Raw genomic sequence first — 11,999 nt, forward strand, 5'->3', positions numbered from 1 at the left:
TGCATCAAACAACGGCTCACTGGGCAGCTTCCCATGTCGTGCCCGCTGCCGAGTCCTTGAGTACGATGCCTTGCGCCAGCAGCGCCTGGCGGATGCGGTCGGCCTCGGCAAAGTCCTTGGCGGCCTTGGCAGCGGCACGAGCGGCAATCTGCGCCTGGATGTCGGCCTCGTTCACGCCAGCGCCAGCTTGCAGGAAAGCCTTGGGGTCGCCTTGCAGAACCCCCAGGCAACCGCCCAGGGCCTTGAGCAGCCCTGCCAGCTCGGCCGAGCGGGTCTTGTTGACCTCGCCCGCCAGCTCGAACAGCACGGCCACGGCCTCGGGCGTGCCGAAGTCCTCGTCCATGGCGGCCTTGAAGCGGGCGGCGTAGGGGTTGCTCCAGTCGATGGCCGCCACTTCAGCGGGGGCTACCAGGCTCAGCGCCGTGTACAGGCGCTTCAAGGCCTGGCGCGCATCGTCCAGGTGGGCATCGCTGTAGTTCAGCGCGCTGCGGTAGTGGGCGCGCACCATGAAGAAACGCAGCGTCTCCGCGTCGTAGCTCTTGAGCACGTCGCGGATGGTGAAGAAGTTGCCCAGGCTCTTGGACATCTTCTCGTTGTCCACGCGCACGAAGCCGTTGTGCACCCAGAACTTCGCCAGGGGCTTGCCGGTGGCGCCTTCACTCTGGGCAATCTCGTTTTCGTGGTGGGGGAACTGCAGATCCGCACCGCCACCGTGGATGTCAAAGGTCTCGCCCAGCGTCGCACCGCACATGGCCGAGCACTCGATGTGCCAGCCAGGGCGGCCCGAGCCGAAAGCGCTGTCCCACTTGGCCTCGGGCGGCTCCTCGGGCTTGGAGGCTTTCCACAGCACGAAGTCGAGCGGGTCTTCCTTGCCATCAAGCACCGCCACGCGCTCGCCGGCGCGCAGCTCGTCCAGCGACTTGCCCGAAAGCTTGCCGTAGCCGTCGAACTTGCGCACCGAGTAGTTCACGTCGCCGTTGCCCGCGCGGTAGGCAAGGCCCTTGCCTTCCAGCTGGCCGATGAGCGAGAGCATCTGGGGCACGTATTCGGTCGCGCGCGGTTCCACGGTGGGTGGCTCGATGCCCAGCAGGCCGATGTCCTGGTGCATCGCGGCAATCATCTCGTCAGTGAGCTGGCGGATGGTGATACCCCGCTCCAGCGCGCGTTTGATGATCTTGTCGTCGATGTCAGTGATGTTGCGCACATAGGTGACGCGGTAACCGCTGCTTTTGAGCCAGCGCTGCACCACATCAAACGCCATCATCATGCGGGCGTGGCCGATGTGGCACAGGTCATAGATGGTCATGCCGCACACATACATGCGCACATGGCCAGGTTCGAGCGGGGAAAAGTCCTCCAATGCACGCGACAGCGTGTTGTAGATGCGCAAACTCATGGGATTTCAGTCACGGGGAAGAGGTGGTTGGGTGAAGAGATTCACCCGGCAGCAAAGGGTCTGGAACAGGTTTTCAGAGCCCTTAGCGGGGGTTGGCCCGGCAAGGGGCCTCCAGTGAAATCACCCGCGGCAACAGCGTTCCGTCATGACAACCCCCTCAGCTACAATCCGCCGCAGTATAAGCCCCCCGCCCCGGCGGGCCGCTGCCCAACACCCCGGAATCCCCATGAAGCCAGTCCTCCGCACCCTTCCACAACTCCTGCGCCTGGTGGCGCTGACCGCGCTGCTGGGCGCTGGCGTGGCCCATGCCGAGGACTACTCCGACATCACACAGTTGCTGAAAACCGGCAAGGCCGCCGAAGCCCTGGTCAAGGCCGATCAGCGTCTGGCCGCCACCCCGCGCGACCCCCAATTGCGCTTCCTGCGTGGCGTGGCGCAGGCCGACAGCGGCAAGCAGGGCGAGGCCATCACCACCTTCACCAAGCTGACGGAAGAGTACCCCGAGCTGCCCGAACCCTACAACAACCTGGCCGTGCTCTACGCCAACCAGAACCAGCTGGACAAGGCCCGCACAGCGCTGGAAATGGCGATCCGCACCAACCCCAGCTACGCCACCGCGCACGAAAACCTGGGCGACATCTACGCCAAGCTGGCCAGCCAGGCCTACAACAAGGCCTTGCAGCTCGATGCCACCAGCGCCAACTCGGTCAAACCCAAACTGGCCCTGATCCGCGAGTTGTTCTCTGCCGATGCGGCCAGCAAGTCCGGCCGCCCTGCGGCGGCAGCCCCTACCCCCGCCGTGGTGACCACCCAGCGCCCCGCACCGGCCGCAGCGCCTGCAGCACCCGCCCCCGCAGTGGCTGCCGCGCCTGCGCCAGCACCAGCCGCCGCGCCGGCTGCTGCGGCACCGGCCCCCACGCCCGCACCGGCCCCAGCCCCTGCCGCCGCCAGCGACGCATCCACCCAGGCCGTCACGGCCGCCGTGCAGGCCTGGGCCGCCGCCTGGGCCGCCAAGGACATGAAGAGCTACCTGGGTGCCTACGACAAGTCCTTTGACCCACCAGGCAACCAGAACCGCTCTGCCTGGGAAAAAGAGCGTGAAGCGCGCATCGTGGGCAAGTCCAAGATCAGCGTGAAGCTGTCCGACATCGCCGTGTCGGTCCAGGGCGACAAGGCGACGGCCCGCTTTCGCCAGGCCTACAGTGCCGATGCACTCAACGTGACCAGCCGCAAGACCCTGGATCTGGTGAACAGCAACGGCCGCTGGACCATCGTTCGCGAATCCACAGGCGGTTGACCGTGAACCCCGACGCGGCGCCTGCGCCTCTTGCGCGGGCTTTTTTTTTGCCCTGACCCGATCCTGATGCCGCGCATGTCTGTGCCTTTGTCCGCACCAGGCCGCCTGGCGGCTACCGTCGTCCTGTGCCTGGCGGGCCTTTTGCTGGCCTCCCCCGCCATGTCCCAGGGCGATAAGGAAAAGAAGAGGCGGCGTGCGGCTCCCTCCGCAGCGCCGCCTGTCTCGGCAGAAGCCCTGCGCGACGGCCAGGCCGAGGCCCGCCTGATGGCGGTGTACAAGCTTGTGGGCGAAGGCCGGGGCCGCGAAGCCCTGGCGCAGGCCGAAAGCCTGGCGCGCGACTACCCCAACTTCCAGCTGGCGCAACTGGCCGTGGGCGATTTGCTGATGTCACGCACGCGCCCCATCCGCCACCTGGGCGACGTGGCACCCGAACCCGACTCAGCCCGCAGCATTCAGGCTGCCGCCACGCTCACCGAGCTGCGCACCGAATCCCGCCAGCGGGTGGACGCGCAGCGCAGCCGCCCGCCTGACAACAGCATTCCAGCCCAGTTCCTGGAGCTATCGCCCCGTTCGCGCCACGCCATCGCGGTGGACGCCTCACGCTCGCGCCTTTACCTGTTCGAGAACACCCCCAAGGGCCTGCAGCTGGTGGCCGACTACTACGCCTCTGTGGGCAAGCTCGGCATCGAAAAAGAGGTGGAGGGCGATCAGCGCACGCCACTCGGGGTGTACTTCATCACCAGCCGCCTGGATCCCGCCACGCTCAAGGATTTCTACGGCGCGGGCGCCCTGCCCATCAACTACCCCAACCCCCTGGACCAGAGCCGGGGCAAGACAGGCAGCGGCATCTGGCTGCATGGCACGCCACCCGACCAGTTTTCACGTGCGCCGCTGGCCACCGATGGCTGCCTGGTGCTGGCCAACCCCGACCTGGAACGCATCCTGCGCACCGTGGAGACACGCTCCACACCCGTGGTCATTGCACGCCAGCTGCAGTGGGTGCAACCCCACAGCGTGGCGGCCGAACGCAAGTCGTTCGAAGCCGTGCTCAATGCCTGGCGCACAGCCAAGACCGAGGGCGACATGAAGCGCCTGCTGAGCTTTTATGCCCCCAACTTCCAGAGCTACCGCAAGAAGCCCCTGGACGAATGGAGCCAGGTGCTGCAGGCCGAGGCACGCGCGCTCAAGGGCCGGGAACTCCAGCTCAAGGACAAGTCTTACCTGCGCTGGACAGACTCGGCCGACACCATGGTGGTAACGTTCGGCGAAGTCGCCGAAGGCGCCCGCACCGGCCCCACAAAGCGCCAGTACTGGACGCGGCGCGGCCAACATTGGCAGATATTTTTCGAAGGAGTGATTGGATGATTTCCAGAAGAAATTCGACCCTTGCGCTTGCCAGCATTGCCCTGGCAGCTATTTTTTCGGTAGCACCTGTCCAGGCGCAAGATGCCCCCAAGGTCAAGCTGGCCACGTCGATGGGTGACATCGTGGTGCAGCTCGACGCCGCCAAGGCGCCCAAGACGGTCGAGAACTTCCTGGCCTACGTGAACAGCAAGCACTACGACGGCACGGTGTTCCACCGCGTGATCGACGGCTTCATGATCCAGGGAGGCGGCTTCACGGCCGACATGCAGCAAAAGTCCACCAAGGCCCCCATCGCACTCGAAGCCAAGAACGGCCTCAAGAACGACACCTACACCATCGCCATGGCCCGCACGGGCAACCCCGACTCGGCCACCTCCCAGTTCTTCATCAACGTGAAGGACAACGCCATGCTCAACGCCCCCAGCCCCGACGGCCACGGCTATGCCGTGTTCGGCAAGGTGGTCGAAGGCACCGCCGTGGTAGACAAGATCAAAGCCGTGGCCACCGGCAACAAGGGCCCACACCAGAACGTGCCCACCACCCCCGTCACCATCACTTCCGCCACCGTGGTGAAGTGAATTTTTTGAAGAAAGCACTGCAATGAGCAATCCACAAGTCGAACTCCACGTGACCATCAACGTGGCTGAAACCGCCACCCAGGGCGTGATCACCATCGAACTGGACGCCGTGAACGCCCCCAAGTCCACGGCCAACTTCCTGAGCTATGTGAACAGCGGCTTCTACAGCGGCACCGTGTTCCACCGCGTGATCAAGAACTTCATGGTCCAGGGCGGCGGCATGACGGCCGACATGAAGCAAAAGGAAACCCAGGCTCCGATCGAGAACGAAGCCAAGAACGGCCTGAAGAACGACAAGTACACCCTGGCCATGGCCCGCACTGGCGACCCCCACAGCGCCACGGCCCAGTTCTTCATCAACACGGTGGACAACGCCTTCCTGAACCACACCTCCCCCACCGCACAAGGCTGGGGCTATGCCGTGTTCGGCAAGGTCGTGAAGGGCCAGGACGTGGTGGACGCCATCAAGGCCGTGCGCACCACGCGCAAGGGCTACCACGATGACGTGCCTTTTGACGCCGTGGTCATTGACAAGGCCGTGGCCCTGTAAATCCACAGCCTGGTTCGGGCCTTGACTGCTGCCCCGTTGACGACCGTGCCCCCGTTCGAGGAGCTTGCCGCACCATCGCACTGGCGCACGGTCGAATTCATTTCGGACCTGCATCTGCAGGCCAGCGAGCCCGCCACCGTGGCGGTTTGGCAGCACTACCTGCGGACCACAGAGGCCGACGCGCTCTTCATCCTGGGCGACCTGTTCGAGGTGTGGGTGGGTGATGACGCCCTGCAGGAGCCCGGCAGCTTCGAGGCCACATGCTGCGCCACCCTGCAGGCCGCCGCGCAGCGCCTGCCGGTGTACTTCATGCACGGCAACCGCGACTTCCTCGCGGGCCCGGCATTCCTGGCGCATTGCGGCATCACCGGCCTGGCCGACCCCACCGTGCTGGCATTTGGCGGCCAACGCTTCGTGCTCAGCCATGGAGACCTGCTGTGCCTGGACGATGTGGAGTACCAGCGTTTTCGGGTCCAGGCGCGCAGCGCCGAATGGCAGCAGCAGTTTCTAGCCCAGCCCCTGGCCGCGCGCCGCGCACAGGCGCGTGGCATCCGCCAGGAGAGCGAAGCCAAAAAACAATCCGGCGCCAGCTATGCCGATGTGGATGGCCCCGCCGCCATCGCCTGGCTGCGGGCTGCGGGCGCCCACACCCTGGTCCACGGTCACACCCACAAGCCCGCCAGCCACCCACTCGCCCCAGGCTTGCAGCGTGTGGTGCTCAGCGACTGGGATGCTGCTGCATTGCCCCCCCGCGTGGAAACACTGCGTTTGTCCGGCGCGGGCTTGGAACGGGTGGCACTGGCCCCCACGTAGATGCGATCCTGAACTGCGCGGGGCCTGACCGCCTTGCTGCCTGATCGCCATGCCCCCTTTCCTCAACCGGCTCTGGCGCCAAGTGCGCTCCACCGTGGCCCCTGTTCCCGACATCTCAGCCACGCTGTGGCTGCAAACGCTGCAGCGCTACCCGTTTCTGGCGGCACTGTCGCTGCACGACCAGTCCAAGCTGCGAGCGCTCAGTGCCCTGTTTTTGCACCACAAACAATTCCACGGTGCCCACGGCCTGGTGGTGACCGACGCCATGGCCATCGACATTGCGGCCCAGGCCTGCCTGCCCCTGCTGCATTGGGGCGACCCCACTAAGGCCCTCGCCTGGTACGACGATTTTGTCGGCATCGTGCTCCACCCCGGCGAAGCCGTGGCCCGCCGCAAGACCGTGGACGAAGCCGGCGTGGTGCATGAACACACCCAGGTGCTGCTGGGCGAAGCCATGGAGCGCGGCCCCATCATGCTGAGCTGGGAGCATGTGGCCAACGCCACCGAAAACACCGCGCGCGGCCACAACGTGGTGGTGCACGAGTTTGTGCACAAGCTCGACATGAAAAGCGGCGAGCCGAATGGCTGCCCGCCCCTGCCTGCCGGCTTTATGGGCGCACGCACCGGCCGTGCGGCGTATGAAGCCTGGTGGAACGCCTGGGAACCCGCCTACCAGGACTTCCGCGAAGCGGTGATCAAGGCGGAGCGTTTCGGCGCACCTGTGCCCTGGCTCGATGCGTACGGAGCCACCTCATCCTCCGAATTTTTTGCTGTGGCCTGCGAAGCCTATTTTGTGAACCGGGCGCGCTTTGCGCTGGAGTTCCCCGGGCTCATGCCAGTGCTGGACGCCTTTTACGCACCTCGTTAGCCCCCGCAGGTCTGCCCTGTGGTGTCAAGCCGCACGCAGCGAAAGCCTGCGCTCGCAGTGCGCGGGTTCAGTTGCGGCGCACGCGTTTGCATCTATTTGAAACATATTCGACCGCCCAATGACAGTGCGGCGCCTGCCGATGGCTATATAAAAGAACCTGTTGGTCCGCAGCGGATGCACGTGCACCGCCCAGGCGTTTTGCCGTGCGGCCCCCAAGGAGACTCCATGGCAGGTACGACCTCCGCAGCGCGACTGCGACACCTTAGCGCGCTCAGCGCACTCACCAGCATCTTGCTCAGCGCCTGTGGTGGCGGCTCAGGCGGCTCGTCCGACCCCGCAGCCCCACCGCCGCCGCCGCCGGCACCCACCACCGCCCTGTCGCTGCTGGCGGGCAACACCGATGGCGCAGGCAACCAGGATGGCGCCACGCCCGCCACCGCCCGGCTGAGCACCTACATGGGCGGGATGGCGGTGACCAGCGCGGGCGAGGTCATCATCCTCGACGGCGGGCACAACCAGGTTCGCAAGCTCAGCGCCGATAAGTCACAGCTCACCACCCTGGCGGGGGACGGCAATCGCTACGTTTTCAATGTGCCCTCCTACCATGCCGATGGCGCTGGTACAGCAGCGCGGTTCTACCGGCCCATGGGCGTTGCCGTGGATGCGGCCGGGAACGCCTACGTGGCCGACACCGATAACCATCTGGTGCGCAAGATCAGCCCAGCTGGTGCAGTGACCACCTTGGCGGGCAAGGTGGGCGTTTGCGGCAACGAGGATGGCACGGGCAGCGCTGCGAGCTTTTGCCGCCCCGCCAGCGTTGCCGTAGACAAGGCAGGCAACGTGTATGTGGCCGAAGTCAGGGAATCCACCACCAATTCAGTGGCCAACCCCATCCGCAAGATTGCACCCACGGGTGAGGTGACCACGCTGACCAGCAAGGCCAGCCAGAACCCATCGTCAGCCTTCATTTCCGGCCCGCCTGTCGAGTTCTACCGCCCGGTTCTGCTTGCCACGGATTCGACGGGCGTTCTCTACGCAGCGGATCCGAACGACCACGTGATCCGCAAGTACGCCAGTGACGGGCAGGCCACCGTCGTTTCTGGCGTGGTGGCCCGCGACAACAAGGGCGACACGGACGGCGCCGCGTCAGTGGCAAAGTTCAGTGATCTGAAGGCGATTGCATTCGACGCCACGAACCGCCTATTCGTGCTGGATTGGTATGCACGTTCTGCCATTCGCCAGATTGGTAGCGACGGAAGCGTGACCACCCTCGTTCGCGCCAACAACTGCAACTACGCCGGCGACGGCAGCGGGGCTGGGCCAGGCACGCTGTGCACTGCGGACCAGATGACCGTCACACCCGACGGCAGGTTCCTGGTCGCCGAAACCGGGATGAGCCCCAATGGTGCCGGTATCGGTACGGTCAGGTATGCGCAGTTGCGCAGCTACACGCCTCAGGGCAGCTCCACGGTGGTGGCGGGCATCCGCTCTGCCGAGGGCGCGAGCGACGGCCAGGGCGGCAGTGCGCGCTTTGACACGCCGGGCTCCCTGGCCTTGAACCCCGCAGGCACGCTGTACGTGCGTGACGAGGGCAACCGCAATATCCGCACCGTGCAGGCCGACGGCCTCGTTCGCACACTGGGCAAGCCCGACGGCCACTGCACGGCGATCACCGGCCTTGGTGCGCAGGTGCTGTCCAGCTTCTGGGCGCCCCTGGCCACCGATGGCGCGGGCAACCTCTACACCATCGACGGCGCGCGCGTCCTGAAGACCGCCAACTGCCAGGCCGTGCTTTTGGCCGACCTGGCGCCATGGCTGGACAAGGTGCCAACGGCTTTCCTCGGCGTGGCGTCCGGCATCGCGGCAGACAACGCTGGCAACGTGTACGTCGCAAGCCTCAAGGGTGCCATCTTCAAGATTGACACTAAGGGCGAAGTCACCCTGTTTGCCGGCAGCGTGGGCACCGTGGGCCATGTGGACGGGCAAGGCGCCGCAGCGCAGTTCTCGGCGCTGGGCCATATGACCACCGATGCCGCAGGCAACCTGTATGTGATCGACGGCCTGGGCTACGACACCAACAAGGTGGGGCCAACCATTCGCAAGATCACGCCGTCAGGCGCGGTCACCACGCTGGCGGGCAACCCTGGTGCGATCCCCGGCTACGCGGATGGTCCTGCCACTGCCGCCCGCTTTACCGTCCAGCAGGGCCCAACCTGGCCTGCGCAGACGGCCAGCCTCGCAGCGGATAACCGGGGCAACGTCTATGTCACCGATCCCTTTACCAGTGTGGTACGCAAGATCGGCATCGACGGCCAGGTCAGCACGGTCGCGGGTCAGGCCTGGAAGTACGGCTTTGTGGCGGGCGACCTACCGGGCCTCATCGACCGCCCACGCGGCATCGCCGTGCGCGACCACATGATGTACCTCTCGGTGTCCAACGCCGTGGTGCAGGTGCAGTTGCCCTGATGCATGCGCGCCCGGCCGCGGAGCGCGGCGGCCCCTCCGAGCGTGCTGCGGTCGCGGCGCCACGGCCATGCTTCGTGCACCGCCGCACGCCGACCGGCGGCGGCGCCCCATTCATGCATCGTTTTTCCTGAGCTACGCCCCCATGCGCGGTTCAGCCATTTCCAACCGCAGTCGGCTGTCCCGCACTCTCTGAGCCTCACTGGCCGCGTCTGTGCTGGTCTCGTGCGGTGGGAGAGGGCGAGTGTTGATGCCCGCCCCGCCGCCACTGCATCCAACCGCCACGCCCCTGGCGCTGCTGGCCGGCACTACCGAGGGGCAACCGCGCAGTGCACCATATCGGCGCCGACGGCCAAGTGAGCGTGCTGGTGGGCCAGCACTGGAACAAGGGCTTGGCGGCGGACCCGCCGCCGGGCCCGATCGACGAACCCACGGGCATCGCCGTGCACGGCGCTATGCTGTACCTCTCCACGTCGAACGCCGTGGCGGCCGTGAAGCTGCCGTGACGTGCGAGGTGCCGCTGACCCTTGTGCCTTCGCTTTCTTCGCTCGCCCTGACACCCACGATCCATGACTCCCATCGCCCCCACGCACCTTCCCACCTACGACGACGTTGTGGCCGCTGCTGGCCGCATTGCAGGCATTGCACACCGCACGCCGGTGCTCACCTCGCGCACCATCAACGAAGAGTTTGGTTCCCAGGTGTTCTTCAAGTGCGAGAACCTGCAGCGCATGGGCGCATTCAAGTTCCGTGGGGCCTACAACGCGCTCGCAAAATTCAGCCCTGCGCAGCGCAAGGCCGGGGTGGTCGCGTTCTCGTCGGGCAACCACGCACAGGGCATTGCGCTGGCCGCGCGCGAACTGGGCATCCCGGCCACCATCGTCATGCCGCAGGACGCGCCCGCTGCCAAGGTGGCGGCCACACAGGGCTATGGAGCCACCGTGTTGTTCTACGACCGCTACACCCAGGACCGCGAGCAGATCACCCGCGACCTGGCGCAGCAGAATGGCCTCACGCTGATTCCGCCGTACGACCATGCTGACGTGCTGGCCGGCCAGGGCACGGCCGCCAAAGAGCTGTTCGAGGAGGTCGGCCCGCTCGATGCATTTTTTGTCTGCCTGGGCGGCGGCGGGCTGCTGTCGGGCTCGGCTCTGGCCACGCGCGCGCTGTCGCCCCAGACCAAGCTTTACGGCGTGGAACCCGCTGCGGGCAACGATGGACAACAGTCGTTCCGCAGCGGCGCCATCGTGCACATCGACACCCCCACCACCATTGCCGACGGCGCGCAAACACAGCACCTGGGCAACATCACCTTCCCCATCATCCAGCGCGATGTGGACGACATCCTCACGGTGACGGACGAACAGCTGGTGGATGCCATGCGCTTTTTTGCCGAGCGCATGAAGCTGGTGGTGGAGCCCACCGGCTGCCTGGGGTTCGCCGCCGCGCGGGCCATGCAGCGCGAACTCAAGGGCCAGCGCGTGGGCGTGCTCATCAGCGGTGGCAACGTGGACCTGGCCCGGTTTTGCGCGTTACTGGCAGGGTGACGGGCGGCAACCCGGCCCGCGCAATTTAAAACACTGTCACGCCGAAAGCGCCTGCTCCACCGCAGCCTGGGCCTCTTCCAGGCTGCTGAAAAACCGCATCGGCTGGGGCATGGCCTTGGGCAGATGGGCCGGCACGGGCCACAGGCGCTCGTCCTCCCAGGAGGCAGTCCACCCCCCAATGTCTTTGCGCTTGACGGAGCAGATCGCTTGCCCGTCCACCATCGCGGTCCAGGTGGTAGGCGGGTTGTGGTCCCAGCTGACATGTGCCATGGTGCCCTCCGGCAGTTGCTCGGTTACAAACCATTCTAGGAAGCGGCTACAGGGTGGGCAATGTGTTCGACCCTAGGGGAGGCTGGTGGGGTCGCACGGTAGCCGGAAGGCTCAAGTGCATAGAGGCAAAAGTTAGAACCAAAATGGCCTTCTCCGCGCATCCACATTGTCTTATTAGCTATTTAATATATAGCAATCAGGTCATACCAGCATTGAATTCACCGCGCTGCATCCAGAATCGCCCGACATGGAAAAACGGCCCTGGCGCCCACCTTTCCCACCGGCGGCCACAGCTCGTCTTCCAAACTCCACCCAGACACCCAAGCAATACAGCGCCCACAAAATGAACACAGGCTGCAGCAAAGGCCGCACCCAGTGCTATCAAGTATTAAACGGCAGACCATGCACCTGATGGCCCGCGACCTGGCCTGTGTACAGTTTGAGCGCCAGCATCCTCAGCAACTGGTCCGTGTGTTCGGTGCGGCAGCCCGGGCCACAACGCGCCGCGCCCGTGCGCCGTGGCGGCCGATCTGTTCAATGACCTGCAGACCCCGGTGGCAGAGGGCCAGCAAGACGGTAGATTCCGCGCAGGCGACCCGCACGCACTGGGCCACGCGTACTGGGCCATGGTCCACGTCCTGGCGCTGTTGCAAGGCGGACATCTGCTGGGCCAGCACCCCGGTGCAAATGTCAGTGCGGGTGCCTCCACCGATGCCGTTGCCCTGTGGCCAGATGAAGCAGCCAATCGGCAGGCGCGCGAAGTGTTGGGAGTGCTTGTGCCGGGCATGGTGCCCGACGAGGCTTCTTGAACCCGCTGCGGCAGGTGCCCCGCCGCCTTGCCAGGCCGTACTG

At 65.6% G+C, this 11,999-nt stretch carries 12 protein-coding genes; 10 read left to right on the forward strand and 2 right to left on the reverse strand.

Annotated features, from left to right (window positions below):
* Nucleotides 1-16: 16 nt before the first annotated feature.
* Complete coding sequence (gene cysS, locus ACSQ3O_RS19030; protein WP_436140072.1) at nt 17-1,396, reverse strand: cysteine--tRNA ligase; 1,380 nt, start codon at nt 1,394-1,396, stop codon at nt 17-19.
* Between the two features lie 226 nt (nt 1,397-1,622).
* Here cysS and ACSQ3O_RS19035 point away from each other — a divergent pair, with 226 nt between their 5' ends.
* The 9 genes from ACSQ3O_RS19035 (at nt 1,623) to ACSQ3O_RS19075 (ending at nt 10,877) form a co-directional block, all read left to right on the forward strand.
* Nucleotides 1,623-2,693, forward strand: a complete 1,071-nt coding sequence (locus ACSQ3O_RS19035) for a L,D-transpeptidase Cds6 family protein (RefSeq protein WP_137745660.1) — start codon at nt 1,623-1,625, stop codon at nt 2,691-2,693.
* A gap of 75 nt (nt 2,694-2,768) precedes the next feature.
* The gene (locus ACSQ3O_RS19040) at nt 2,769-4,058 is read left to right on the forward strand and encodes a L,D-transpeptidase family protein (RefSeq protein ID WP_137745661.1); all 1,290 of its coding nucleotides are present in this window, start codon (nt 2,769-2,771) and stop codon (nt 4,056-4,058) included.
* Entirely contained in the window at nt 4,055-4,636 is a 582-nt protein-coding gene (locus ACSQ3O_RS19045) for a peptidylprolyl isomerase (RefSeq protein ID WP_436140073.1), read from the forward strand. The genes ACSQ3O_RS19040 and ACSQ3O_RS19045 overlap by 4 nt, the downstream gene beginning before the upstream one ends.
* A gap of 22 nt (nt 4,637-4,658) precedes the next feature.
* Entirely contained in the window at nt 4,659-5,186 is a 528-nt protein-coding gene (locus ACSQ3O_RS19050) for a peptidylprolyl isomerase (protein ID WP_137745663.1), read from the forward strand.
* Between the two features lie 36 nt (nt 5,187-5,222).
* Nucleotides 5,223-5,999: a UDP-2,3-diacylglucosamine diphosphatase gene (locus ACSQ3O_RS19055; RefSeq protein WP_436140074.1), complete on the forward strand. Its 777-nt coding sequence runs from the start codon at nt 5,223-5,225 to the stop codon at nt 5,997-5,999.
* Between the two features lie 49 nt (nt 6,000-6,048).
* Complete coding sequence (locus ACSQ3O_RS19060; RefSeq protein WP_436140075.1) at nt 6,049-6,867, forward strand: zinc-dependent peptidase; 819 nt, start codon at nt 6,049-6,051, stop codon at nt 6,865-6,867.
* A 225-nt stretch (nt 6,868-7,092) separates the two neighbouring features.
* Nucleotides 7,093-9,333 (forward strand): hypothetical protein, encoded by a 2,241-nt coding sequence (locus ACSQ3O_RS19065; RefSeq protein WP_436140076.1) that lies wholly within the window; start codon nt 7,093-7,095, stop codon nt 9,331-9,333.
* Between the two features lie 326 nt (nt 9,334-9,659).
* On the forward strand, nt 9,660-9,836 hold the full coding sequence (locus ACSQ3O_RS19070) for a hypothetical protein (RefSeq protein WP_298454384.1): 177 nt from the start codon (nt 9,660-9,662) through the stop codon (nt 9,834-9,836).
* A 63-nt stretch (nt 9,837-9,899) separates the two neighbouring features.
* Entirely contained in the window at nt 9,900-10,877 is a 978-nt protein-coding gene (locus ACSQ3O_RS19075; RefSeq protein WP_436140077.1) for a threo-3-hydroxy-L-aspartate ammonia-lyase, read from the forward strand.
* A gap of 36 nt (nt 10,878-10,913) precedes the next feature.
* Here ACSQ3O_RS19075 and ACSQ3O_RS19080 read toward each other — a convergent pair whose 3' ends face one another.
* Nucleotides 10,914-11,147 carry a hypothetical protein gene (locus ACSQ3O_RS19080; protein ID WP_436140078.1) on the reverse strand — a complete coding sequence of 78 codons (234 nt, stop codon included), beginning with the start codon at nt 11,145-11,147 and terminating at the stop codon, nt 10,914-10,916.
* A 518-nt stretch (nt 11,148-11,665) separates the two neighbouring features.
* Here ACSQ3O_RS19080 and ACSQ3O_RS19085 point away from each other — a divergent pair.
* A complete protein-coding gene (locus ACSQ3O_RS19085) occupies nt 11,666-11,956 on the forward strand; it encodes a hypothetical protein (RefSeq protein ID WP_436140079.1) in 291 nt (96 codons plus the stop codon).
* Nucleotides 11,957-11,999: the final 43 nt, after the last annotated feature.

This window comes from Acidovorax sp. LjRoot74 (genome assembly GCF_964254355.1).
GTDB lineage: Bacteria > Pseudomonadota > Gammaproteobacteria > Burkholderiales > Burkholderiaceae_C > Acidovorax.

Excerpts from the sequence above, each read along its gene's own strand:
- cysS (WP_436140072.1), bottom strand. The coding sequence starts at position 1,396 with ATGAGTTTGCGCATCTACAACACGCTGTCGCGTGCATTGGAGGACTTT.
- ACSQ3O_RS19035 (WP_137745660.1), top strand. The coding sequence starts at position 1,623 with ATGAAGCCAGTCCTCCGCACCCTTCCACAACTCCTGCGCCTGGTGGCG.
- ACSQ3O_RS19040 (WP_137745661.1), top strand. The coding sequence starts at position 2,769 with ATGTCTGTGCCTTTGTCCGCACCAGGCCGCCTGGCGGCTACCGTCGTC.
- ACSQ3O_RS19045 (WP_436140073.1), top strand. The coding sequence starts at position 4,055 with ATGATTTCCAGAAGAAATTCGACCCTTGCGCTTGCCAGCATTGCCCTG.
- ACSQ3O_RS19050 (WP_137745663.1), top strand. The coding sequence starts at position 4,659 with ATGAGCAATCCACAAGTCGAACTCCACGTGACCATCAACGTGGCTGAA.
- ACSQ3O_RS19060 (WP_436140075.1), top strand. The coding sequence starts at position 6,049 with ATGCCCCCTTTCCTCAACCGGCTCTGGCGCCAAGTGCGCTCCACCGTG.
- ACSQ3O_RS19065 (WP_436140076.1), top strand. The coding sequence starts at position 7,093 with ATGGCAGGTACGACCTCCGCAGCGCGACTGCGACACCTTAGCGCGCTC.
- ACSQ3O_RS19075 (WP_436140077.1), top strand. The coding sequence starts at position 9,900 with ATGACTCCCATCGCCCCCACGCACCTTCCCACCTACGACGACGTTGTG.
- ACSQ3O_RS19080 (WP_436140078.1), bottom strand. The coding sequence starts at position 11,147 with ATGGCACATGTCAGCTGGGACCACAACCCGCCTACCACCTGGACCGCG.